20 protein-coding genes are annotated in these 23,686 nt (G+C 64.9%); 8 read left to right on the forward strand and 12 right to left on the reverse strand.

Annotated elements, in window-relative coordinates; translation table 11 throughout:
- Positions 1–31 precede the first annotated feature (31 nt).
- From RBJ75_RS25345 to RBJ75_RS25365, 5 genes are all read left to right on the forward strand, one after another.
- A complete protein-coding gene (locus tag RBJ75_RS25345) occupies positions 32–1,525 on the forward strand; it encodes an FAD-linked oxidase C-terminal domain-containing protein (protein WP_044417184.1) in 1,494 nt (497 codons plus the stop codon).
- A 213-nt stretch (positions 1,526–1,738) separates the two neighbouring features.
- Positions 1,739–2,980: an FAD-binding protein gene (locus tag RBJ75_RS25350; protein WP_044413045.1), complete on the forward strand. Its 1,242-nt coding sequence runs from the start codon at positions 1,739–1,741 to the stop codon at positions 2,978–2,980.
- A complete protein-coding gene (gene glcF / locus RBJ75_RS25355) occupies positions 2,977–4,290 on the forward strand; it encodes a glycolate oxidase subunit GlcF (protein WP_044413033.1) in 1,314 nt (437 codons plus the stop codon). Before RBJ75_RS25350 ends, glcF begins: the two co-directional genes overlap by 4 nt.
- A 59-nt stretch (positions 4,291–4,349) precedes the next feature.
- A complete protein-coding gene (locus RBJ75_RS25360; protein ID WP_052628959.1) occupies positions 4,350–5,279 on the forward strand; it encodes a hypothetical protein in 930 nt (309 codons plus the stop codon).
- Positions 5,280–5,826: 547 nt separating this feature from the next.
- The gene (locus RBJ75_RS25365; RefSeq protein ID WP_044413047.1) at positions 5,827–6,759 is read left to right on the forward strand and encodes a TorF family putative porin; all 933 of its coding nucleotides are present in this window, start codon (positions 5,827–5,829) and stop codon (positions 6,757–6,759) included.
- A gap of 341 nt (positions 6,760–7,100) precedes the next feature.
- Here the strand turns inward: RBJ75_RS25365 and RBJ75_RS25370 are convergent, their stop codons facing one another.
- Positions 7,101–8,849: an ABC transporter ATP-binding protein/permease gene (locus RBJ75_RS25370; RefSeq protein WP_044413035.1), complete on the reverse strand. Its 1,749-nt coding sequence runs from the start codon at positions 8,847–8,849 to the stop codon at positions 7,101–7,103.
- A gap of 253 nt (positions 8,850–9,102) precedes the next feature.
- On the opposite strand from RBJ75_RS25370, the gene RBJ75_RS25375 reads away from it, so the two are divergent.
- Positions 9,103–9,516 (forward strand): META domain-containing protein, encoded by a 414-nt coding sequence (locus RBJ75_RS25375; protein ID WP_044413038.1) that lies wholly within the window; start codon positions 9,103–9,105, stop codon positions 9,514–9,516.
- A 14-nt stretch (positions 9,517–9,530) separates the two neighbouring features.
- On the opposite strand, the gene RBJ75_RS25380 is transcribed toward RBJ75_RS25375, so the two are convergent.
- The 4 genes from RBJ75_RS25380 to RBJ75_RS25395 all read right to left on the reverse strand — a co-directional run bounded on the left by RBJ75_RS25380 (position 9,531) and on the right by RBJ75_RS25395 (position 14,556).
- Positions 9,531–11,003 carry a phytoene desaturase family protein gene (locus RBJ75_RS25380; protein WP_044413040.1) on the reverse strand — a complete coding sequence of 491 codons (1,473 nt, stop codon included), beginning with the start codon at positions 11,001–11,003 and terminating at the stop codon, positions 9,531–9,533.
- A gap of 118 nt (positions 11,004–11,121) precedes the next feature.
- Positions 11,122–12,306 carry a hypothetical protein gene (locus RBJ75_RS25385; RefSeq protein ID WP_044413042.1) on the reverse strand — a complete coding sequence of 395 codons (1,185 nt, stop codon included), beginning with the start codon at positions 12,304–12,306 and terminating at the stop codon, positions 11,122–11,124.
- A gap of 152 nt (positions 12,307–12,458) precedes the next feature.
- On the reverse strand, positions 12,459–14,114 hold the full coding sequence (gene groL, locus RBJ75_RS25390; RefSeq protein WP_276156321.1) for a chaperonin GroEL: 1,656 nt from the start codon (positions 14,112–14,114) through the stop codon (positions 12,459–12,461).
- A gap of 145 nt (positions 14,115–14,259) precedes the next feature.
- A complete protein-coding gene (locus tag RBJ75_RS25395; RefSeq protein WP_044419192.1) occupies positions 14,260–14,556 on the reverse strand; it encodes a co-chaperone GroES in 297 nt (98 codons plus the stop codon).
- A gap of 305 nt (positions 14,557–14,861) precedes the next feature.
- On the opposite strand from RBJ75_RS25395, the gene RBJ75_RS25400 reads away from it, so the two are divergent.
- Positions 14,862–15,374, forward strand: coding sequence for a hypothetical protein (locus tag RBJ75_RS25400; protein WP_276156320.1), 513 nt, complete (start codon positions 14,862–14,864; stop codon positions 15,372–15,374).
- A 277-nt stretch (positions 15,375–15,651) separates the two neighbouring features.
- Here the strand turns inward: RBJ75_RS25400 and RBJ75_RS25405 are convergent, their stop codons facing one another.
- A complete protein-coding gene (locus RBJ75_RS25405) occupies positions 15,652–16,434 on the reverse strand; it encodes a protein phosphatase CheZ (RefSeq protein WP_044411429.1) in 783 nt (260 codons plus the stop codon).
- Positions 16,435–16,730: 296 nt separating this feature from the next.
- Between RBJ75_RS25405 and RBJ75_RS25410 the strand changes: the two genes are divergently transcribed.
- Complete coding sequence (locus tag RBJ75_RS25410) at positions 16,731–17,558, forward strand: L,D-transpeptidase (protein WP_044411427.1); 828 nt, start codon at positions 16,731–16,733, stop codon at positions 17,556–17,558.
- A gap of 66 nt (positions 17,559–17,624) precedes the next feature.
- Here RBJ75_RS25410 and RBJ75_RS25415 read toward each other — a convergent pair whose 3' ends face one another.
- The 6 genes from RBJ75_RS25415 to RBJ75_RS25440 all read right to left on the reverse strand — a co-directional run bounded on the left by RBJ75_RS25415 (position 17,625) and on the right by RBJ75_RS25440 (position 23,657).
- Positions 17,625–18,455, reverse strand: a complete 831-nt coding sequence (locus RBJ75_RS25415; RefSeq protein WP_044411445.1) for a DUF2076 domain-containing protein — start codon at positions 18,453–18,455, stop codon at positions 17,625–17,627.
- 114 nt (positions 18,456–18,569) lie between these two features.
- The gene (locus RBJ75_RS25420; RefSeq protein WP_044411424.1) at positions 18,570–19,463 is read right to left on the reverse strand and encodes a ChbG/HpnK family deacetylase; all 894 of its coding nucleotides are present in this window, start codon (positions 19,461–19,463) and stop codon (positions 18,570–18,572) included.
- Positions 19,460–20,506: a glycosyltransferase family 2 protein gene (locus RBJ75_RS25425; protein WP_044411421.1), complete on the reverse strand. Its 1,047-nt coding sequence runs from the start codon at positions 20,504–20,506 to the stop codon at positions 19,460–19,462. Before RBJ75_RS25425 ends, RBJ75_RS25420 begins: the two co-directional genes overlap by 4 nt.
- An 85-nt stretch (positions 20,507–20,591) precedes the next feature.
- Entirely contained in the window at positions 20,592–21,572 is a 981-nt protein-coding gene (gene hisG / locus RBJ75_RS25430; protein WP_044411418.1) for an ATP phosphoribosyltransferase, read from the reverse strand.
- Positions 21,569–22,738: an ATP phosphoribosyltransferase regulatory subunit gene (locus tag RBJ75_RS25435; RefSeq protein ID WP_044411442.1), complete on the reverse strand. Its 1,170-nt coding sequence runs from the start codon at positions 22,736–22,738 to the stop codon at positions 21,569–21,571. Before RBJ75_RS25435 ends, hisG begins: the two co-directional genes overlap by 4 nt.
- 154 nt (positions 22,739–22,892) lie before the next feature.
- Positions 22,893–23,657, reverse strand: a complete 765-nt coding sequence (locus RBJ75_RS25440; RefSeq protein ID WP_044411415.1) for a 16S rRNA (uracil(1498)-N(3))-methyltransferase — start codon at positions 23,655–23,657, stop codon at positions 22,893–22,895.
- Positions 23,658–23,686: the final 29 nt, after the last annotated feature.

Consider the following 23,686-nt stretch of genomic DNA (forward strand, 5'->3'; position numbering starts at 1 on the left):
CCGGTGCCGAGCCAGCGCAGGAGGATGTCCGATGACCATCTTGATGCCCGAACCGGACCAGGCGGTGCTTGCCCGCCGCGATGACATCATCGCCGCCTTGCGCCAGATCGTGCCGGGGGAGGGCGTGATTTCCAGCGCCGCCGAAATGGTGCCCTATGAATCCGATGGGCTGATGGCCTATCGGCAGCCGCCGATGGTCGTCGTGCTGCCGGACACCACCGCGCAGGTCTCAAAGGTTCTGCGCTATTGTCATGACAACGGCATCAAGGTGGTGCCGCGCGGCTCCGGCACCTCGCTGTCCGGCGGCGCGCTGCCGCTGGCCGACGGCGTGCTGCTGGGCCTGGGTAAATTCAAGCGGATCCGCGAGATCGATTTCGACAATCGCTGCGTGGTGACCGAGCCCGGCGTCACCAATCTGGCGATCAGCCAGGCGGTCGATCATGCCGGCTTCTACTACGCGCCGGACCCGTCATCGCAGATCGCCTGTTCGATCGGCGGCAATATCGCGGAGAATTCCGGCGGCGTGCACTGCCTGAAATACGGCATGACCACCAACAATGTGCTGGGCTGCGAAATCGTGCTGATCACCGGCGAGGTGATCCGGGTCGGCGGCAAGGCGGCGGAAACCTCGGGCTACGATCTGATGGGCATCATCACCGGCTCCGAGGGACTGCTCGGCGTCATCACCGAGGTCACGGTGCGGATCCTGCAGAAGCCGGAGACCGCGCGGGCCTTGATGGTCGGCTTTGCCGAAGTCGAACAGGCCGGCAAATGCGTCGCGGACATCATCAGCGCCGGAATCATTCCGGGCGGCATGGAGATGATGGACCGACCGGCGATCCACGCCGCCGAGGCCTTCGTCCATGCCGGCTATCCGCTCGACGTCGAGGCGCTGCTGATCATCGAGCTCGACGGCCCATCGGTCGAGGTTGACGAGCTGATCAGCCGCGTCGAGGCGATCGCGCTGGGCTGCGGCTCAACCACCTGCCAGATCTCGACCTCGGAGAAACAGCGGCTGCTGTTCTGGTCTGGCCGCAAGGCGGCGTTCCCGGCGGTGGGACGGATCTCGCCGGACTATCTGTGCATGGACGGCACCATCCCGCGCGCGCAATTGCCGCTGGTGCTGCGGCGGATCAAGGAGATGTCGGCCAAATACGGCCTCGGCGTCGCCAATGTGTTCCACGCCGGCGACGGCAATCTGCACCCGCTGATCCTGTACGACGCCAACAAGCCCGGCGAAATGGACGCCGCCGAAGCCTTCGGCGCCGACATCCTGCGGCTCTGCGTCGAGGTCGGCGGCGTGCTGACCGGCGAACATGGCGTCGGCATCGAGAAACGCGATCTGATGCCGCAGATGTTTTCCGAGATCGATCTCGGCCAGCAGCAGCGGCTGAAATGCGCGTTCGACGCGGGCGGCCTGCTCAATCCCGGCAAGGTGTTTCCGACCCTGCATAATTGCGCCGAACTTGGCCGCATGCACGTCCATGGCGGCAAGCTCGCGTTCCCAGACATTCCGAGGTTTTAGGCGGATGGATCTGAATTCAGTCAAAGCGGGCGGCCTTTTCCCTCCCCCTTGTGGGGAGGGTGGCCCGGATGAGCGCAGCGAAGCCGGGTCGGGTGGGGGGCCGCAAGCACTGTCCTCGCGGCACCCCCACCCCGGCCTCCGCTTCGCTCGGCCGACCCTCCCCACAAGGGGGAGGGACTTCGTCGGCGCCTTCCCCCCAAAGAAGTGCTGATCGTGGACACCCTGAAAGTACGAGACGCCCAGGAGGTCGAGGACGTGGTGCGCGCGGCGATCGCGAACGAGCAGCCGTTGGAGATCGTCGGCCATGGCTCCAAGCGGCTGATCGGGCAGCCGATGGCCACCAACGCGCTGCTGGATCTGTCGGCGCTGAATGCGGTGACGGCCTATGAGCCCAACGAATTGATCATCACCGTGCAGGCCGGCGCGCCTCTGGCCGACGTGCTGTCGCTGATCGATTCCAAGAACCAGCAATTTGCCTTCGAGCCGATGGAGACCAGCGTGCTGCTCGGCACGCCGGCGCAGCGCGGCACGATCGGCGGCATGATCGGCGCTGGCCTGGCCGGTCCGCGCCGGATCAAGGCCGGCGGCGCCCGCGATCACCTGCTCGGGGCGCATGCGGTGTCGGGCTTCGGCGAGAGCTTCAAGGCCGGCGGCCGGGTGGTCAAGAACGTCACCGGCTATGACCTCTGCAAGCTGCTGGCGGGCTCCTGGGGCACCTTGGCGGTGATGACCGAGGTGACGCTGAAGGTGACGCCGCGGCCGGAAAGCGAGCGCACCTTGGTTTTGCGCGGGCTCGACGACGTTGCCGCCAACAAGGCGATGACGGCGGCGCTTGGCTCGCCGTTCGACGTCTCCGGCGCCGCGCATCTGCCGGGCTCGGCGCTGCGCACCACGCAGGCGCCGCTCGGCGAGATCGGCGCGCCGGATCAGGCGCTGACGCTGTTGCGGCTCGAAGGCATCACCCAGTCGGTCGCGCATCGCGCCGAATCGCTGCGCGCCTTGCTGGGATCATATGGGCCGGCCGACCTCATCGAGGATGCGGACTCCGCCGCGGCCTGGGCGGCGATCCGCGACGTCGCGCCCTATGCGGCCAGCGGCCCGCGCGCGCTGTGGCCGGTGTGGCGGATCGTCTGTCCGCCGGCTGCCGGCGGCGCCTTCGGCCAGGCGCTGGCGCGGGAGAGCCAGGGTGAGGTGTTTTATGATTGGGGCGGCGGATTGATCTGGGTGGCGCTGCCGCCATCCGGCGATGCCAATGCCAAGGCGCTACGTCAGCGCGTCAATGCGATCGGCGGCCATGCCACGCTGATCCGGGCCGCCGACGACATGCGCCGCGCGGTGGACGTGTTTCATCCGCAGGCGAGCGGCCTCGCCGCGCTCGGGCAGCGGGTCAAGCACAGCTTCGACCCCAAAAACATTCTCAATCGCGGCCGAATGGCGCGAGGACCCGCCACATGAAGACCGAATTCAGCCTTGCCCAACTCGCCGATCCCGACATCGCCGTCGCCGATCAGATCCTGCGCGCCTGCGTGCATTGCGGCTTCTGCACCGCAACGTGCCCGACCTATGTGCTGCTCGGCGACGAACTCGACAGCCCGCGCGGGCGAATCTACCTGATCAAGGAGATGCTGGAGAAGGACGCGCCGCCGACCGCTGAGGTGGTGAAACATATCGACCGCTGCCTGTCCTGCCTCGCCTGCATGACCACCTGTCCGTCGGGCGTGAACTACATGCATCTGGTCGATCAGGCGCGGGTCCGGATTGAGCGCGACTACAAAAGGCCGCTCGCCGATCGCGGTATCCGTGCGCTGCTGGCCTGGCTGATGCCGCATCCGGGGATGTTTCGCCTCGGCATGGTGATGGCGCGCGTCGTGCGCCCCTTAGCCGGGTTGCTGCCCTCCGCCCGGAGTCAGGCGACGCCGACTTTGCTGAACCGAATCAAGGCGATGCTGGCGCTGGCGCCGGCCCATCTGCCGCCCGAGGGGCCGTCCTCCGGCACCGTGTTTCCCGCGCTTGGGGCGCGTCGCGGCCGGGTCGCGCTGCTGCATGGCTGCGCCCAGCAGGTGCTGGCGCCGCGGATCAATCGCGCGGCGATCAATTTGCTGACGCGGCACGGCATCGAGGTCGTGCTGGTGGCGGAGGAGCAATGCTGCGGCGCGCTGATCCATCATCTGGGACGCGACACCCGGACGCTGGAATTCGCGCGCGCCAACATCACCGCGTGGCTCAAGGAAGCCGAGCGAGGCGGACTCGATGCCATCCTGGTGACGACATCCGGCTGCGGCACGGTGATCAAGGACTACGGCTTCATGCTGCGCGAGGACGCACAATTCGCAGGCCCCGCCGCCAAGGTGTCAGCATTGGCCAAGGACATCAGCGAATATGTCGGCGGCCTGGAAATGACTGTGCCGCAGCCACGCGATGATATCGTCATCGCGTATCACTCCGCTTGCTCGCTGCAGCACGGACAGAAAATCACGCAGCTTCCCAAAGAATTGCTTTCCAACTGCGGATTCGTGGTGAAAGATGTACCAGAGAGTCATTTGTGTTGTGGTTCGGCGGGCACCTACAATATTCTCCAGCCTGACATTGCGGGCAGATTGCGCGATCGGAAGGTTGCCAACATCGCGACGCTCAAGCCGGACATGATCGCTGCGGGAAATATCGGCTGCATGGTGCAGATCGCCAGCGGAACGTCGGTCCCTGTGGTGCACACGATTGAACTTCTCGATTGGGCGACGGGCGGTTCCCGGCCGGGGTTGAACTGATCGATCGGGGCCCGTGCTGACCGCTTGCTGAAAGCGATCCATGCAACAGGAGGACCACGATGGCTAAAGACAAAAAGGGCAAGAAGGATAAGAAATCCAAGAAGGCCAAGAAGCTGCTGTTAGCCAAGAAGGCCGCCACCAAGACGACGAAGAAGGCCGCGAAAAAATCCGCCAAGAAAGCTGTGAAGAAGGCGGCCAAGACCCCCGCCAAGAAGACAACGAAGAAAACAGCCAAGAAAACAACCAAGAAAACAACCAAGAAGGTCGTGACGAAGTCGGCAGGGAAGACTGCCAAGAAGGCCGTCAAGAAGACCGCCAAGAAATCACCGCCAAAGGCCGCGAAGGCCAAGACCGCGAAGACGTCGGCGAAGAAGAAGTCGGTGAAGACGGCCGCAAAGGCCAAGGCTCCGACCGCCACAAAGACCGTCAAGAAGGTCGCGAAGAAAGCCGCGAAGAAGGCAGAGCCGAAGCAGACAGCGCCGCGGAAATCCGCCAAAACGGCAAGCTCGACGATGCCGACCGGCGCGCAGGATGTCGCCGCCATGACCGAGGCATCACCGTCGCCCGCGCCGGTGGCCGCAAAGCCCGCCGCGCCGAGGAAGCCGAGGCCGAAGAAGCCGGTACCGGCGCCGGTGGAAGACGGCGCGCGCTGGGAATCTGCGCAGCCCGCTGCGACTCCATCTTCTCCAGCAGAACCGCTCGCTGACGATCCGTCCCCAGCGGAGACCTCCGCGATGGATTTGTCGGCCGAGGACGCGTCGACTGACCGCTGGTCTCCCGACGCCGACTCAGAAGGAGGCGCCTCGCAAGACGACGACTCCCACGAAGACGACTCACAAGAGGACGACTCACAAGAGGACGAGTCGCAAGAGGAGGCCTCTGCGGTGGATCCGTCCCCCGCCGACCCATCATCATCCGATCCCTATCCGGCGAGTTCGGACGAAGACGATGTGGAAAGGGAAACCGCGCCGTCTCGGGATCATAGATAGTTCTGATGCGCTGCCGTGCCGGCAGCGCTGCTGGTCAAAGGCCGCGGCATCGCCGCGGCCTTTTGCTTGTCGCTTGCTGGCCGATTCCCTTGTCCGCGGATCTTGGTTGCGCGCCGTCGGCGGTCCCCACTCAGACTGTGCTCTGGTTGCAACAGGCCTCGCCCGGGTAGAAGAGATTCGGCCGCAACAGAGGGGGGGCGCGCGCCGCCGCCGCGTCCCTCGATGGGCGATTCGCCTGCGGCAGAGACGGAAAGCACATTCGTCGGCCATCCCTAGATGACCCAACAGGTGTGTCTATTGATCGGTCCTGGACATAATAGTTCGGAATATCTCGCAGAAGGTGTGCTTGGAATGCAACACCCAGAAACTACTATCACCCCAAAAGCTCATATTGCTCATTAACTAGGCACTTGCTTGTGTTTTTCGCTTCACGGTTCGCGCACTTCCCCGCAGATTGGGATCAAGTTTACGGGATGTAGCGGCAGTCGGTATCGTTCTCGCCTCAAGGCAATCGGATCGGACTGGCATTCAATCGATGGGGATCGTCATGAATAAAACTTTGTTGTCAGTCGCAGCGGTGCTCGCGATCGGGGTTGGTTCGGCTCAGGCTGCTGATTTGCCGGCCAAGTATTACAAGGCGCCCCCGGTGGTCGCGCCGTTCGATCCCTGGGATATCGCCTTCGGCAGCTCGATCTCCAGCGAGTACATCTTCCGCGGCATCGCGCAGTCCAACCACAAGCCGTCGGTCACCGCCTATTTCGAGCCGCGCTACAACATCAACCCGAACCTGCAGCTCTATGCTGGCGTGTCGGCGTCGAGCATTTCCTTCACCAACCGCGCCGCGGCTGAGCTCGACGGCTATGTCGGTATCCGCCCGACCTTCGGTCCGCTCTCCTTCGACGTTGGCTTCTGGTACTACGGCTATCCGGGTGGCGAGTGCATCGACACCGTTCAGGGCGGCGGCGTTCTGTGCCCGCTCGGCTCCAGCGCCATTGCCAACGGCAACGTCATGAAGAAGGACGTCAGCTTCTACGAAGTCTATGGCAAGGTCGGCTACGCCTTCAACGACGTGTTCTCGGTCGGCGTCAACGTCAACTATTCGCCTGACTTCCTGAAGTTCGGTACCGAAGGCACCTACCTGTCGGGCACCGCCAAGGTCGTGATGCCCAGCACCTTCTTCGGCACCAGCGGCATCGGCTCCTATGTGTCGGGTGAGTTCGGTCGTCAGTGGCTGGGCACCACCGATGGCTTCTATGCCTTCACCGCGCTGCCGGATTACAACACCTGGAACGTCGGTATCGGCCTGACCTACAAGGTGTTCACCCTCGACCTGCGATATTCGGACAGCGACCTGTCGAAGGCTGGCTGCCAGGCGATCACCAGCGACTTCACCTCGAACGGCGTGACTTCGGGCTGGTGCGGCGCGCGCTTCGTCGCCAAGCTGTCGGCTGACCTGACCATGGTGTCGAACCTGAAGTAACACTTCCTCTTCTACGCAAAGGGCGGCAGAGCAATCTGCCGCCCTTTTTGTTTGTGAGGTCGTCAAACCCGAGCCTGGCGGTGATCGGCTTCCATAAAGCTGGTGGCGACAAATGCGGTTCTCCAGACGCAGTGCTCTCTGCCACACTTGCAGCGTGTGCGCGGTAGAGCCGGTCCCGGTTACTTGCGGCGTCCGACCGGGGTCCGGTTCTCCGACGCGGCCCTGGGCGCCGCATCGCGCCCGGGACACGATGCCTCACAATTCCCGCGGGGGCTTTCCGGCTTGCAGCGCTATGATTGCAAGGCGATCCAACGCCGCGCGGGCCGGGGTGGTTTCGGCGGTCAGGCGCTTGGGGTGGCTTCCTCGACCCGGTCCTGCAGGGCGAACCCGTCGCCGTCGCGGCCGAGGCGGACGTCGCGTTGATGGAACGCCTCCAGGGTCGAGCGATGGCCGATCGAGACGATGGTGGTGGCCGGCAGCTTGCGTTCCAGCAGCCGGTACAGCGCGGCTTCCGACGGTTCGTCCAACGAGGCTGTGGCCTCATCCAGAAACAGGAATTGCGGTTGATGCAGCAGTGCGCGGGCGAGGCCAAGGCGCTGCTGTTCGCCGAGCGACAACATCCGATTCCAGTGGGCGTGTTCGTCCAGCCGCGGCGCCAATGCGGGCAGCCCGACGTCAGTCAACACCTCGGTCACGCGCCGTGCGGAAAAATCCGCTTCCTCCGCCGGATAGGCGATCGCGGCGTGCAACGCGCCGACCGGAAAATAAGGTCGCTGTGGCAGCATCATCAGCGTGGCGCCTGAGGGAATTGCGATCGATCCCGACGCGAACGGCCAGATCCCGGCAATCGCCCGGAACAAAGTGGATTTTCCCGAGCCGGACGGGCCGGTGATCAAGGTGCGCTCATTGCCGCGGAACTGGAAATCCGCGGCGCTGACCAATTGACGCCCGCCGGGAAGATGGACGATCAAATTGGTGAGGTCGATCGCGCCGCTCCCTGTGGGCGCGACCTGGATGATGTCGGCCTCGGATTTTCTCACGGCGGCCTTGTCGATCGCGGTTTCGAAACCGTCGAGCCGCGCCACCACGGCCTGCCATTCCGCCAGCGTGCGATAGGCGGAGATGAAGAACGACAGCGCGTCCTGCACGCTGTTGAAGGCCGAGGCGGTCTGCATCATGCCGCCGAGCTGGACGCGCTGGGCGAAATAGGCGGGCGCCACCAGAATGTAGGGAAAAATGATCGAGGCCTGCGAATAGCTGGCGGTGAAGGCGGTGATCTTCTTGTTTCGGGTCATGATGCCGAGCCAATTGTCGAATACCCGCCCGAAACGCTCCGACAGCCGGCCGCGTTCGGCCGTCTCGCCGCGCAGCAGCGCGATCTGTTCGGAATTTTCCCGCGCGCGCACCAGGTTGAAGCGGAAATCGGCCTCGAGCCGCTGCTGCTGGAAGTTCAGCCCGACCAGCGGCCGGCCGATCCAATGGGTCAGTGCGGTGCCGATCGTGGCGTAGATCAGCGCCCCCCACACCAGATAGCCGGGGATCGGGATGTCCCTGCCGAACAGATGCAACGGCGCCTCGTCGGACAGCCCCCACAGGATGACGACGAAGGATGCCAGGGTGACGATCGCGCTGAGCAAGCCGACGCCCAGCCCCAGCGTCTGCTGGACGAACATCTGGGTGTCCTCGGCAATGCGCTGGTCGGGGTTGTCGGCGGCGTCGCCCAGCAATTGCATCTGGTAGTGGTTGGCGTCGTGCAGCCAGCCGCCGAGATAGTGTTCGGTCATGAAGCGGCGCCAGCGGATCTGCAGCCACTGGTTGAGATAGAGCTGGTAGACTTTCAGCGCGATCCAGATCGTCGCCAGCACGCAGAAATAACCGATCTGATATTTGAAGACGTCGTAATTGCGCTCTTGCAGCGCATTGTAGAACACGTTGTTCCAGCGGTTGAACAAGACTGTCAGCCCGACCACCGCCAGTTCGATGCCCACCACCGCCGAGAGCAGCAGCCAGGCCATTCGCCGGTCATCGGAACGGAAATAGGGCGCGGCGATCCGCCATACGGTCGCCAGCGTGGATCGGATGTTGCTCACTGATTGCCGTCTCCGGGAAGGGCGCGCGGCCCAAGGGACATCGAGAACCGCAGCTCAAGACTGCGGGCAAAGACCCGCAGCGCCATGGCCAGGCATTGCCGCAGCCTAGCATGGTGGGAATCGTGGGTTTCTTAAGCTTTGGCAATTCGCGCATTTGTGAGCGGCTGGCATGTCTCAGGGCGCGGCCGGCCGTCTGGTCAAGGCCATGGCCGGCGGCTAGAAACGCGAACCTTCATCGAGACTTCGAGGCAAGATGACATCTGCAACCGATCTGAAATCCGCCGCCTTGTTTGCCGCCATCGTGATGGCGCTGCCGGGCGTCGGGCCGGCCCATGCCGCTGAGGAGTTTCCGTTCGGGCTGGAAATGACCCTGGACGCGGCGCGCCAGCCGGGCTCGAAGCGGCTGCCGAGCCTGGAGATCGGGCAGAATGGCGAGACCCGGGTGGAGCTGTGGTGCAAGGGCGGCAAGGGGCAGTTCTCGATCGCCGGCAACACCGTGGTGTTTCTGCCGGGGGCGATCGAGGACCGTGGCTGCCCGCCGGACAAGGTGCAGGCCGACGATGCGCTGGTCGCCGCGCTGAGCGAAGCCACCACCTGGACCCGGCAGGGCGATCTGATCTCGTTCGTCGGCGCCCAGACGCTGCGGTTCCGGCTCAATACCAACTGATCCGATATCTGCGCTCAGGCGTCGCGCAGCATCATGTCGGCGCAGACCGCGGCCGACTGCACCACGCCCGTATAGCCGCCAAGGCCCGCATAGGCCGAGGCCAGATACAATCCCGGCAGCACCGTGCGCGGCGAGCGGCTGGGTTGCGGTCCGTTCGGCTTCGGCACGATCGGCGCGAAGCCGTAGACCGCGCCCTGCGGCGCGTTGAGATATTGCTGCACCGATAGTGCCGTGTTGAATGACGAGGCCGTCACCGCCGCGGCGAGCCCAGGATATTGCGCGTCGAGGTAGTCGACGATGGCCTGCTGCCAACGCGCGCGCTTGGCGCGATAGGCCTCGGGCGCAAGCTCGCTCCAGTTCGACAGACGATCCGGCCCCACCACGGACAAAACATAAGGCGGCGCCGGCACGCCGGAGTCGATCGCCGCGTAATCGACGATCGCCAGCGGCGGCATCCGCCCGCCAGGCTCCTCGGCCATCAGCGACTTGCCCTGCGCGTAGTCCGCGAGCGTCGTCATCCAGTCCGGCAGCAATTGCGTCGCATAGCTGTCGATGCCGAAGCTGCGCGGCTGCGTCGACAGGCCCAGCGTCAGGGCGAACAGCGAGATCGACGGTGTCAGCTGCGCGTAGCTGTCGGTCAAGCGCGTCGCGTCGGCTTCCGGCAGCAGCGTCGCGAGCGTCTCTGGCGCGGCGTTGCCGATGATCCGCGCGCCCTCGATGGTCTGCGGATCGCTGCCATCTCGCGCGGTGTGGGTGATGTGGCGGGCTTCGCCGTCGGCATTCAGCGCGATGGCGCTGACGGTCCGGCGCAGCAACACCTCGCCGCCCGCCTTTCGGATGGCGCGCGCCAGCGCGCTCGACAGCCGCTGCGAGCCGCCCTGGATGAAGCAGGCGCCGCCGCGCAGAAAGATGCCCTGCGCCGCGGCGAAGCTCGCCCACCGCAACGTCTTGGGGTCATCGTGATAATAGGACAGATTGGCGGCCAGCGCGCATTTGACGGCTTCATTGTCGCCGAACAGCTGATCGAATCTGTCCGACAGCGACAGATCCTGATCGGTGAGCGCGGTCTCGGTCGCGGCGATCCGTTGCATCTCGTCGAGCGCCTGTTCGATGCCGTCGCGCGCTTGCGGAAACCGTTCGATGAGCGCGCTACGCGCCGAGGCGAAATTGGCGGGAAGCACGAAGGGCTGTGTCAACGGTCCGCCGCGAGCCTGATAGAGCGCGCCGGCCGGAATCCATTTGACCGCGTCGAGCACGCCGGCGCGGGTCAGCGGGGCGTGTTTGGGATCGTCGCCATGATGCGGGTCGCTGGTCAGGTGCAGCGAGCTTTCGACGAACAGGTCGCCGGCCTTGTAGCTCGACGCGGCGCCTCCGACCGAATTGCTGCGCTCGATCACCACGACCTTGCGCCCCTCGCGGGCCAGGATGGCGCCCGCCGTCAAGCCGCCGAGGCCGGCGCCGATCACCACTGCGTCAAAGCGCGCCATTCAATGAGATGTCCTGCAGTCAGAGGGAAGCGCTTCATTGCCGCAACGCAACGCCATGTCAAATCGCCGGTTCGGCGAGTTCCGCCCTCGATCGCCTCGGCTCAGAGTCGCTCGCGCCCTATTTCCATGCGGCTTTGTCCGAATCCCAGCGCTGTGCCGAAAACGCCTTGGCCAGCGCGGCGAGCGAGCCGCCGGTATCCTCCGGCTCGCCCTCTTCGTCGGCGCCGGTATCGTCATTCAGGTTAAGCTTGGCGCCCGGCGTCTCGTCGGCGGTCGAGATTGCCGGGGCGCCGACCCACAGCATCAGCCGATCGGTCGCTCCGGGCTTGTCGGGGCCGACCAGCGCGGTGACTTCGAGGGTCTCGGTGAGCCCCAGCGCGGGCAGCAAGGGGCTCGGGCGCTTGAAAATCAGCGTCAGCTTGCCGGTGGTGTCGCTCCACGTCTCTGCGGACAATTTCGCCGCCAGCGTCTTCGACAGCACGGCCGCGATCGCGCCAGACAGCTTGTCCCGGTTCAGCCTGTCACCGTCGCGCCAATTGGCCGCGGCGAAGCGGATGCTGCGATCCATGTCGAAAATGCCGGTGGTCCAGCCGGCCTTGACGACGCCCGGCTGGGTCCTGGCATTGGCAATGAAGGCCGCCGCGCGCGTCGGGTCGACCGAAAGCGTGATGGTCTGCTCGCCGGCACGCAGCGCGTCGCAGCCGGCATTGAGGCTGCTGAGTGCGACCTCGATGTTCTGGCCCTTGAGGCTTTTGAGGAAATCCAGCGCCGAGTCCAGCTTCACCTTGACGCCGACCGCCTCCGGCGAGACCTCGGTGAAATCCTCCGGCGCCGCGGTGATGCTGTCATCGGTCGACTGGTTGTCCCGGTATTCCTGCTCGCTGAGGTCGGAATTGTCGCGCGAGACGATCTCGGTGACGGTGGAGCCGATCTTGACCTTGCCGGTGAATTTGTAGGTTTCCCCGGTTTGCTTGCGCGTCAGCGTGACCGAGACCGGGAGCTTGTCGCCAAGGCTCTGGGTGGTTCCGGTCATGGTCTGGCCGCGCGGCGCCAGATCGGCGACAAAACGGTCCCGGCGGTCGGAGGCCTTGTCGGCGGGATAGCAGACGTCGATCACCGCGGAAGTGACGGTGTCGCCCTGCCGGGTTTCCTTCAGGATGACGTCCGCATTGCCGTCCATGAAACCGTCGATCGAGGTGAAATAGCGGATGTCCGTCCCGGGCTGTGCGGGGGGCTTTGCCTGCGCCAGTGCGGCATCGGCCGCGGGAACCAGCAACAGCAGACTGAAGATGAGCGCGCGCATTCCACAGTTCCTCGCAGAGCATTGGATGGGTGAGTCGTCTCGATTCGTTGTCGTCAGACCAGGGCGTTGCCTAGCAAATCCCGATGCAAACGCCAAAAAGAAGGCCGCCCGAGCGGGGCGGCCTTCGATCGAATTTGTCGGTTGGTGTGGCGTTAGAAGCCCATGCCGCCCATGCCACCCATACCGCCCATGCCACCGCCGCCGCCCGGCATCGCCGGAGCAGCTTCGCGCGGCAGTTCGGCGACCATGGCTTCGGTCGTCACCAGCAAGGCTGCGACCGAGGCCGCATCCTGCAGCGCGGTGCGCACCACCTTGGCCGGATCGACGATGCCCTTGGCGAGCATCTCGACATATTCCTCGGTCTGCGCGTCGAAACCGAAGGTCTCGGACTTGTTCTCGAGGATCTTGCCGACCACGATCGAGCCTTCGACGCCGGCGTTTTCGGCGATCTGGCGGATCGGAGCTTCGAGCGCCTTCAGCACGATATTGATGCCGGCCTGGACATCCGAATTGTCGTTGTTGATGCGGCCGACGGCCTTCTTGGCGCGCAGCAGCGCCACGCCGCCGCCCGGCACGATGCCTTCCTGAACCGCGGCGCGGGTCGCGTTGAGGGCGTCCTCGACGCGGTCCTTCTTCTCCTTGACTTCGATTTCGGTGGCACCGCCGACGCGGATCACCGCGACGCCGCCGGCCAGCTTGGCCAGCCGCTCCTGCAGCTTCTCGCGATCATAGTCCGAGGTGGTTTCCTCGATCTGACCCTTGATCTGGTTGACGCGGGCTTCGATGTCCTTCTTCTTGCCGGCGCCCGAGACGATGGTGGTGTTTTCCTTGTCGATGACCACCTTCTTGGCGCGGCCGAGCATCGCCAGCGTCACGCTTTCGAGCTTCATGCCGAGTTCCTCGGAGATCACCTGACCGCCGCTCAGCACCGCGATGTCTTCGAGCATCGCCTTGCGGCGATCGCCGAAGCCCGGCGCCTTGACGGCGGCGACCTTGAGGCCGCCACGCAGGCGGTTCACCACCAGGGTCGCGAGCGCTTCGCCCTCGACGTCCTCGGCGATGATCAGCAGCGGCTTGCCCGACTGCACCACGGCTTCCAGCACCGGCAGCATCGCCTGCAAGCCGCTCAGCTTGGACTCGTGCAGCAGCACATAGACGTCCTCGAGCTCGACGCTCATCTTCTCGGCATTGGTGACGAAGTAGGGCGACAGGTAGCCGCGGTCGAACTTCATGCCTTCGACGATGTCGACTTCGGTCTCGAGCGACTTGTTTTCCTCGACGGTGATGACACCCTCGTTGCCGACCTTCTGCATCGCCTGGGCGATCATCTTGCCGATCGCGGCGTCGCCGTTCGACGAAATGGTGCCGACCTGGGCGATCTCGGCCGAGGAGGCGACCGGGCGGGCCCGCTTCAGCAGATCCTTGACGACGGCCTGAACGGCGATCTCGATGCCGCGCTTCAGATCCATCGGGTTCATGCCGGCGGCGACCGATTTGGCGCCCTCACGGACGATCGCCTGAGCCAGCACGGTGGCGGTGGTGGTGCCATCGCCGGCCAGATCGTTGGTCTTGGAGGCGACTTCGCGCAGCATCTGCGCGCCCATGTTCTCGAACTTGTCGTCGAGCTCGATCTCCTTGGCGACGGTGACGCCGTCCTTGGTGATGCGCGGGGCGCCGAAGCTCTTTTCGATCAGGACGTTGCGGCCCTTGGGGCCGAGCGTCACCTTGACCGCGTTGGCGAGGATATCGACGCCGCGCAACATGCGGTCGCGCGCGTCTCCGGAAAACTTGACGTCCTTGGCTGACATGTAATTCTTGCTCCTTGGGTTGTCGACGCGCTCTCGGGATCGTCGTTGCCGGGTGTGAGCCGGCAATCCATCGCGATGTCGAAAGGATGGATGCCCGGACCAGGTCCGGGCATGACGCTGAGAACGCTGATGTGGGTCGTGCGGCTTAGCTCAGTACGCCCATGATGTCGGATTCCTTCATGATCAGAAGTTCCTCGCCATCCAGCTTGATCTCGGTGCCCGACCACTTGCCGAACAGCACCTTGTCGCCGGTCTTGATGTCGATCGGGAGCAGCTTGCCGGCCTCGTCGCGTCCGCCGGGGCCGACCGCGACGACCAGGCCCTCCTGCGGCTTCTCCTTGGCACTGTCGGGAATGATGATGCCGCCCTTGGTCTTGGTCTCGGCATCGACACGCTTGACAACGACACGGTCGTGCAAGGGGCGAAAATTGGTCTTGGCCATGAGAGTTTCCTGTGTGGTTGCTTGATCGCCTTGCTTGGAAGGCCAGTTAACCCGTGCGGAGCAGCAGGCTGATGCGGTGACGTTCTTGGCAATCGTGCTGCGGGAGTGCTAATTGTAGGTCCGCAATATGTGTTGCGGCCGATCCTGTCAAGCAAGGGCTTAAGGCCTTAGTGAGGTCAAGATAGGATGGTTCAGAAAACCAGATCAGAGCACCTGCGCAGTGAATGTCGCTGCATTGCTCTGTCGGAAGTTTTGCGCTTGTGTGCTTGCTGGGCGCGTTGAGGACGTTTCTCTTGGGGATAGATATGGTCAGTTCATGCTACGCACGCGCTTTTTCTCGCCTGGGGCTCGCTTCGGTGCTGGCGCTAAGCCTCGGGGCTTGTGGCACCGTCGGCGGTTTCGGCGGAGCGCAGCCGGTTGCGGTGCAAGAACCCCCTCCAGAGCCGGAATTGCCGGCGACGATTCGCGCCGATGAGCTGGTCGGCCGCTGGGGACTGGCTTCGTACATGAATCCGAACGACCGGGTGCGCACCGAAAACGCCGCGCGCGGCCAATGCAAGAACCCCTATGTGATCGGCGCCGGCACCTCCGGCGGCGTGATCATGCATCTGGCCGACCAGGCCACGCCGCAGGAATTGCGGCTGAAGGGCAGCACCAGCGGCAAGAATTATATCGGTCCGCCCGGCCCGGCCGGTGGCGACCAGGACCGCGAGATCGTGTCGTTCGACGGCAAGGTTCTGGTGACCCGCTTCATCGACAAGGACGCGGCGACTCGTTACGGCAACATGGTCTATGTCCGCTGCGCGCCGCGCGCCTGAGCGAGGGTCTTCGCACTGGTTGATGCCATGAGGGATGGCGCGGCTGGGGAACCCGGTGGGTTCAACGCGCTGGCAAGCCGTCGCCGGCACCGCTTCTGTGCCGGGGCGTAGGGGCCAGCCGATCGACCGCCGATCATTTTATCGCCTGTGCCGACGGCGTCGCGACCGCGGCTGTCCGTGCGTGGCCCGCGCACGTTGGCGCCGGGCCGTCACTCAGTTTGCTGGCGATCGGGCTGGCGCGCATTGCCGCGCGCGCTTGGCGCCGCGGTCGCTGCGCTCAGTTGAACAGCGCGTCGATATCGTCCTGCGAGGCATGGCCGACGTCGTCGTCCAGCTTGGGGCCGTTCAACAGCTTGGCATCGCCCTCGCGGCTGTCCACGATCGGCGGCGCGTGCGCCTTGATTTCATCGACCCCACCCCAGATGTCCATCATCGAGATGATATGATTCTCGATGAATTTCATCGTCGTCATCACCTTGTTGATGCGCTGGCCGGTCAGGTCCTGGAAGTTGCAGGCCTCGAAGATCGAGATCACGCGCTCCTGGATTTCTTCGCTGAGAAGCTTCTGTTGGTCGGGCGAGTTCACCTTGGTCGAGGCGCTCGCGGCCAGATCGATCGCCTCCGCGGCTTCCAGGATCTGCTGCGTCGCCTCTTCGGTGCCGCCGACCACCGCCCCGAGTTCGCCATTGACCTTGGCCATCTCGTCGCCATTGAAACTCTTGGTATGCAGCAACGCGATTTCCCGTTTGGTCTGGGTGATGGCGTTGTGGATGAGATCGAGCTCGATTTTGAGCTTTTCACATTGCTCGACCTGCGCCCGGTAACTGGCAAGCATCGCCTTGGCTTCGGCTGCTTCGCTTTCGATCGACTGGTCGATCTCCCTTGTGCCCTGGACGACCCGCGACGGGCCCGACATCTGCTCGCGGATCGCGCGCAGCTCGGTCATGATCTCATCGTGACCGGAATGACCGGAGCTGGTGTCGTCATTGACGCTCGCGAAAATCGGCGCGTGGCCGTTGACGAGTTCTTCAATGCGAAAGCGCTTGCGTTGGACAGACATCGGTTCATCCCAGTTCCCAATCAATAAGCCTTGATAGTACGTTCTGTTTAACGACGCGTTCACGGCGGATAGCGCCCTTTGGTGCCCAATGCCGAACGCGCAATCATCAATGATTAACCATGAGTTCGGCGGGTTCATCGAAAATAAACGCTACCAGCAAGAACTGCCCGCTATTGGCGGCGTGGTGAATCCCGATCCCGGTTCTGTTTACTAAACCGAGGCGATCTTGATCTTAATTAATCACGTTCACAGGCGCTCACGGGCGCATCCGCGACGCAACAGTGCAGAGTACGTCGATGTTCAGAAAATCCACCATTGCATTACTTACCAGCGTGTCTTGTCTCGGCGTTGGATTGCAGGGCGCAGCCGCGTTCGACTCCTCGCAAATCGTCCAGCCCTCGGTGATCTATGCCGATCAGCCCGCGCCGCGGCAATTGCCGGTTCGTCCCGTGTCGGCGCAGCGTTCGTCGATGGGCGGCGGGTTCATCGAATTCCTGTTCAGTGACGGAGCGCCGTCGCGCTACGAGCAGCCGCCGGTCTACGAGCCGAGCTACCAGCCGAACTATCAGCCGCGCGACGAGCAGGGCTACGACCAGCGCCGTGAATTGCTGCCGCCGATCGAGCCGCAGCAATCGATGGGGCAGCAGGAACAGGAGATCGAGCCGGCGCATCCGGCATTCGATCCGAAGTATGAAAAGCAGCTTGTCGAGTATAGCGGCAAGGAGAGCCCCGGCACCATCGTCATCGATACGCCGAACAAGTTTCTGTATCTGGTCCAGGGCGACGGCCGGGCGTTGCGTTACGGGATTGGCGTCGGCCGGCCCGGCTTCACCTGGTCCGGGGTGAAGACGATTTCGGCGAAGAAGGAATGGCCGGGCTGGACCCCGCCGCCGGAAATGCTGGCGCGCCGTCCCGATCTGCCGCGCCACATGGAGGGCGGCCCGCAGAACCCGCTCGGCGCACGCGCGATGTATCTCGGCTCATCCTTGTATCGGATCCACGGCTCCAACGAGCCGTGGACGATCGGCACCAACGTCTCGTCGGGCTGCATCCGGATGCGCAATCAGGATGTCATCGATCTCTATGGCCGCGTCCGCGTCGGCGCGCGGGTCGTGGTGATCTGATCGAGCCGGTGACCAACAGAAACGGCCGCCCGATCGGGCGGCCGTTTGCGTTGTGCCATTCGATGCTCAGGCGAAGTCGCTGTCGCCGCCGCCATCGTCGAAATCGTTCCCATCCAGATCCATGTCGTCGTGGTCCTCGTTCGAGGCCTGGTCGAACATGCCCTGACGCGACGAAGGGTCATCGGCGCGCAGTCCCGACGGATCGTTGGTATTGCCGATGTCGTTGAGGCCGGCGTCACGCGCCAGACTGCCGCCGGACTGGTCTCCAGCCCACGGGTTTTGAATGCCGCCGCCGAGCGCGGACTGATCGCCGAAGCCATGCTGCGTTCCGCCCATCATCGAGCGGATACTGCCGAGCAACAGCGATCCGCCGACCATGCCGGCGGCGGCCGCCGCGGCGGTGCCGAGGAACGAGCCTCCACCGTTCGCTGCCGGCGGCGCGCCATAGGAGCCCGGTTGCGGTTGACCATACGGGCCGCCTTGCGGTTCCGCATAGGGCCGATCCTGCCGGGGATTGTATTGGCCTTGGGTCGAGCCCAGCACCTGACCGGTATTCCAGGCCGGACGGCTGCCGAGATCGGGCGGGCGAACATTCGGCACCGAGCCGCGCGGTTGCGACTGATCGCGGCCGAAGATGGTCTCGCGCATCGAGTCGAGAAAGCCGCCGCGCTCCTGCTGGGGCTCGTCGGTGCCTTCCAATTGCTGGATGCGGTCATGGGCACGCTTCAGCGCTTCGTCCTGCAACAGGACGGTCTGCACCAAGGCGTAAGTCGCATTGGGCGCAGTTCGCAGGCCCTGCGTGATCGCCGCGGTGGCGTCCGGATCCCGCGGCGCGGTTTCGACGTGGGCGAGCCTCTCGAACAGATCGTCAACCAGTTGGCGTTCTTGCGGTGTCATGATGGTCTCCCTGAGCATCGCATAACCGCGCGACGACGCTTGATCGGCAGCGATCCGTCGCGGCGGCGTGGCAGATGTAGGGAAGCTTTGTGACGCAATAAGTGCCCGGCCGGATTAAATTTCCGTAGGCGACAGAGCGGGCGTTGCCGGCTGATTCGCCGGCCGCGCCGTCAGCGCGACATTGTTGGCGGCGAGCAGCGGCAGGAACTCCTCGCCGGCGAGGAAGGCATGTTCGCGCTCTCGCTGATCGGTGAACGGGTCGAGATTGATCAGGGTCTCATCGACATGGCCGGGATGGCACATCACCAGCCCGCCATCGGGCAGGCCGTCGAGAAAGTCGCCCATCAGCGCCGCGAAATTCGTCTCCCGACGAAAATCATAGGCGCCGGCAAATCCGGAATTGAAGGCGATGCCGGCGCGCGCGGCGCGGGCGCGAAACTGCACGCTGAGATGATCGAGCAGCAGCGCTTTCGGCTGGCCGAGCCGCCGAGCCAGCGCGCGGCTGCGGCCGCATTGCCGGACCCAGGCCTTCGGCGCCGCGGCCTGCACCGCCGTCAGGAATGCGTCGCGCACTTGCGGAAACAGCTGCACATGCTGGTGGCCGTCGACATAGTCCGGCGTCCGCCCGAACAGCGCCACGAAGGCGGCGATCTGCGCGGTCAATTCGGCGGCGATCATTTCGCGGTCGAGCCGCCGCAGCAGGCCAGACCGCAACATCGCGCCCAGTGGCAGAAACAAACCGCCATGCAGCGGACGGAAATGCATCGTCAGCGGGCTGAACGGCGAGGTCAGCGTTGCATGCAGGCCGATCGCGCAATCTGGATTGCCGGTGGCGGCGTCGTTCAGTGCGCTGATGTCGTCGCGCCCGATCGCCGGACCCACCACCATCACCGACGTCGCGTTGATCCGCCGCCGCGCGATCAGCTCGACGATGGCGCGGTTGACGCCCGGGCTGATGCCGTAATCGTCGGCGCACAGCCAGATCCGGCGCGGCGCGGCGCTGTTCATTCGGCGGCGGTTCGTTCGCTGGGGTTGGCGCCAGCCGAAGCGTCAGCGCGTTTGACGCTGTGTTCGGCGACGAAATAGATCGGGCGTGCTTTCAGCTCAGACAGGATCTTGCCGATATATTCGCCCATGATGCCGATCATGATCAGTTGCACCCCGCCGATCGTCATCAGGCCGACGACGAGCGACGGATAGCCCGGCACCGAATGGCCGCTCACCAGGGTCTCCCACAGGATCGACAGGCCGAACAGGAACGCCCCGAATGCCAGCAGCAGACCGAGCATGCTGGCGAGCCGCAGCGGCGCCACCGAAAACGAGGTGATACCTTCGATCGACAGCCCGACCAGCTTGGAAGCGCTGAACGAACTGACCCCGTGGGCCCGCGGCGCCGGTTCGTAGTCGACGCGGAGCTGGCGGAAGCCGATCCAGCTCGCCAGCCCCTTGAAGAAGCGGTTGCGTTCGGGAAGCTGGCGCAGCGCCGCCGCCGCGCGCGGCGACAGCAGGCGGAAATCGCCGGCGTCTTCCGGGATCTTCTGCCGCGCGCGCCAATTGATCAATGCGTAGAAGCCGTGGACTGCGGTGCGCCGCAGCCAGGATTCGTTGTGGCGATGCGCCTTGGCCGTATAGACGACGTCGTAGCCGTCATCGATCCAGTGGGCGACCAGCTTCTCGACCAGATCGGGGGAATGCTGGCCGTCGCCGTCCATGAACAGCACCGCGCCGCGCCGCGCGTGGTCGAGCCCGGCCATCAGCGCGGCTTCCTTGCCGAAATTGCGCGACAGCGACACCACCTGGACGTCGAGCGCGGGGGCCGGCAGAAGCCCGCGGGCGATGCTGAGCGTGGCATCGGCGCTGCCGTCATCGACATAGATCACCTCGCAAGCGAGGCCATGGCGCTGACGCAGTGTGGCGGCCAATCCGATCAGCCGGTCATGCAGCGCCGACAGTCCGGCCGCCTCATTATAGACCGGCACTACGATCGACAGCCCAAGGGCTGCGGCCGAGCCTCCACTGGACAGGCCAGCGACGTCAATACCCAACATCATCGATCGGTTTCCAGGAGAAGGGCGCCCGCCCAACATAGGCCACTTGCCGCGCTGTCGCCATCGCGGGGCATGACGGTTTGCGGCATTAATGCCCGAGGAATCCTGCAAGTTTGCTGAACAGCGGATTTTCCCGGTCCAGCACGTATTCCAGCGAGGCGACCGAGACGGTGTCGGCACCGTGTGCGCGCAGGAAGCTGCCGAGCGCATAGATCTGCGCCGGCGGGCAGTGCAGCGTCAGCATCCCCGACGATGTCGGGCCGCCGAATGGCGACACCACGCCGAAGCGGTTATGCGCTTCCGCCAGCAATGCGGCGTCGCAACCGGCAAAGCGGGTGCGGACTTCCTTGTATTTGTTGGCGCGGGCGCGCGAGGCGATATGGTCGAGAATGACCCGCGCGGTTTCCAGGGCTTCCGGGTTCCAGTCGGCCCCGCGCGAGGCCACCAGATTGGCCTGGCTGCGCAGGATCACGCCGTCATCGAGCACCTTCAGCCCGTTGGCGACCAAAGTTGCGCCCGTTGTGGTGATGTCGACGATCATTTCCGCGGTCCCAACCGCAGGCGCGCCCTCGGTGGCGCCCGCGCTTTCCACGATCCGGTAATCGACGATACCGTGGGACGCAAAGAAGGTCCGGGTGAGATTGATGTATTTGGTCGCCACCCGCATCCGGCGGTTGTGCTGGGCGCGGAACCCGGTGGTGACGTCGTCGAGATCGGCCATAGTGCGGACGTCGATCCAAGCCTGCGGCACCGCGACAATGACATTGGCGCTGCCGAAGCCGAGGCCATCGATCAGCGCCACGCGCTTGTCGGCGTCCGCAATGCTCTCGCGCACCAGATCCTCGCCGGTGATGCCCAGATGCACCGCGCCGCGGGCCAGCTGCGAGGCGATCTCGCTGGCCGACAGATAGGCGATCTCGACATTGTCGAGGCCGGCGATGGTGCCGCGATAATCGCGAACGCCGCGCGGCTTGGCCAAGGCCAGGCCGGCGCGGGCGAAGAATGCCTCGGCGTTTTCCTGCAATCGGCCCTTCGAGGGCACCGCAAGCACGAATGGCGTGGTGGTCATGACGCGCTCCCGGACAGGCGGCTTGCGGGGCTTTCCGACCGGGTCAGCGCCTCGATCCAGATCGAGAACCCGACCGCGGGGATCGGCGCACCGGCGCTGAGCTGGGTCATCAAGCCGTCATAGCGTCCGCCCGCCACCAGCGGCTCGTCGCCATTGCCCTTGCGGTGCAGCTCGAATTCGAAGCCCGTATAATAATCGACGCCGCGCCCGAACGAGGTCGAGAACCGGGTCTTGGCGAGATCGATGCCGCGCGCCGCCATGAAGCCGATCCGGCTTTCGAACTGATCGATCGCGGCGTCGATCGCGAGCCCAGCGTCGGCGGCGAGCGCGCGCAACTGGCCGAGCGCCTGGTTCGGATCGCCGGTGATAGCGAGAAACCGCTTGATCTTGTCGAGCGCGTCGCGCGGCAGACCGCCGCCCGTCAGCGTCGATTGTTCGAGAAAGCGGTCGGCGATTTCCGCCACCGAGCGGCCGCCGACATTGCTGGCCCCGGCGATCGACATCAGGTCGGTGACCAGCGCCAGCGCGGCCTTGCGGTCGGAGCCGGCCAGCGCCGCCAGCACGCCCTCATATTCGTTGCGCGGGGTTGCGGTGGCCAAAGTCAGCCGTTCCAGATCCTGCGCCAGGCTGGCCTTGCGGTTGAAATCCTTCATCAATCGCCGCCGCCATACCGGCAACAGGCCGAGCGCATCGATCAGCGCGCTGAACAGCGCGACGTCGCCGGTGCGGATGTCGATCTCGGTGACGCCGAACGCCGCGGTGGCTTCGAGCCCGAGCGCCAGAATTTCGGCGTCCGCCGCGGCGCGGTCCTGGCGGCCGAAGGATTCAATGCCGGCCTGGAGAAATTCGCTGGGCCGGCCGCCGCGCTGGCGGAACACCGGCCCCAGATAACAGAACCCGGCCGGCTGGCCGGCCTGGCCCGAGGCCAAATAATCCCGCGCCACCGGGATGGTGAGGTCGGGGCGCAGGCAAAGCTCCTCGCCGCTGGAATCGGTGGTGAGATACAGGCTCTTGCGGATGTCCTCGCCAGACATGTCGAGAAACGGCTCCGCCGGCTGCAGAATGGCCGGATGCGCCTGCACATAGCCGGCCGCGCCGAAGGACAATAGCAATGCTTCCGCCAACTCGGCGGGTCCGGTCGCGCGAGCGGCGTTGGTCTTGGTCATGTCGAGGTCCAGCAATAGCGGCGGGATTAGGGTTGGCGCAGCCCTTAACATGGCCGCAGCGGAGTTTCGACCCGTGATCGCCAGGAATGGTGAGGATTGGCCAAGCATTGGCGAAGTGGCTTAACCGCGCGGCCCGGCAGAGTTCGAATATTACCTAAACACCTCTCCAGTCGCCGACAACCGCCTGCACCAGCGCCAGCGCGGCCACCGCGGCGGTGTCGGCCCGCATGATCCGCGGTCCGAGCGCCAGCCGCAGGATATTGGGCTGGCGCAATAGCGCGTCGCGTTCTTCCGCGGCGAAGCCGCCTTCCGGGCCGATCAGCAGTTCGATGCCGTGCTGGGCGGACGGCGCGGCTTGGCGCAGCGCCGCCAGCGGGTCGGCGATCTCGGCGGCCTCGTCGCAGAACACCAGCAATCGCTGGGCGTCCGGCTGGTCGCGGCGCTGGCCGAGATATCGCTCCAGCGTCACCGGCTCGTCGACCGTGGCGATGCTCAAGATCCCGCATTGTTCGGCGGCTTCGACCACATTGGCGCGCATCCGCTCGGTATTGACCCGGCTGACCTGGGTGTGGCGGGTCAGGACCGGCCGCAATGCGCCGGCGCCCATTTCGACCGCCTTTTGCACCATATAATCCAGCCTGGCGTGTTTCAGCGGCGCGAACACATAGCCGAGCTTGGCCAGCGCGTCCTGGGGCCGAATTTGGCTGATCAGATCGAGGCGGTCGGGGCGCTTGCCGCCGCCGATCGCGGCCAGCCATTCGCCGTCGCGGCCGTTGAACGCCAGCACGGTGGCGCCCGCCGCCAGCCGCAGCACATTGCCGAGGTAATTGCTCTGATCGCGGTCGAGCGGCACCTTTGCGCCTTGACCAAGCGCGGCGTCGACGAATAGCCGGGGACTGCGAAAATTGATCTGAGACATGCCTGGTTCCAACGGATGCGGCGGTTGCG

It is taken from the genome of Rhodopseudomonas sp. BAL398 (genome assembly GCF_033001325.1).
Lineage (GTDB): Bacteria > Pseudomonadota > Alphaproteobacteria > Rhizobiales > Xanthobacteraceae > JARJEH01.